The sequence below is a fragment of the Sulfitobacter sp. HI0040 genome (assembly GCF_001634885.1).
GTDB lineage: Bacteria > Pseudomonadota > Alphaproteobacteria > Rhodobacterales > Rhodobacteraceae > Sulfitobacter.
Window position 1 is genome coordinate 1 of record NZ_LWEX01000462.1, and the last position, 551, is coordinate 551.

At 59.7% G+C, this 551-nt stretch carries 1 protein-coding gene; it reads right to left on the bottom strand.

From position 1 onward, the window contains the following. Positions 1 to 255: 255 nt before the first annotated feature. Positions 256 to 551, bottom strand: a 296-nt coding sequence (locus A3728_RS19005; protein ID WP_150120888.1) for a transposase, incomplete at its 5' end; no start/stop codon positions are given.

Genomic DNA, 551 nt, shown 5'->3' on the forward strand with positions numbered 1-551 from the left:
TTGCATCGTCAGTGATAACGTCCTATATCGGGAAGATTTGTCTGCTTAGGTCAGCAGGTCATGGGGCATCCGGTGTCCCGGATGCCCTGATATGGTTGCCCAGGCGGTCTCCGCCGTCAAGAAGCGGTCTCTCCCATAGCAAACACAGGGTACGCGCGATGGCGGCCCTCACCGTCCTTAAGACGAGATCCAAAATCCCAAGCGGAAGACCTGAACATTATCTACGAGGTCAGCGAACTGCCTCCACGGCTCTGATCAGACAAGGGTCCTTCCACCTGGGCTCACCCCCTCGAAGAAGGGGCGATAGGGTTCGCCGTGCTTGACCACGGCGTGTACGGTGCGCGCCATCTTGGCCGCGATTGCGGTGTAGGCCTTGCGGCGCAGATGGGCATTGTGTCGGTCTCCCGCGATGTAGCGTTCGAACTTGTCGCGGAAGCTGTTCGTGTGTTTGAGCACGGCAACCTGGCCCGCCATCCAGAGGGTTCTGCGAAGTCGGGCGTTGCCATACTTCGAGATGCGGCTTTGGCCGCGGAACATGCCGGATTGCACGG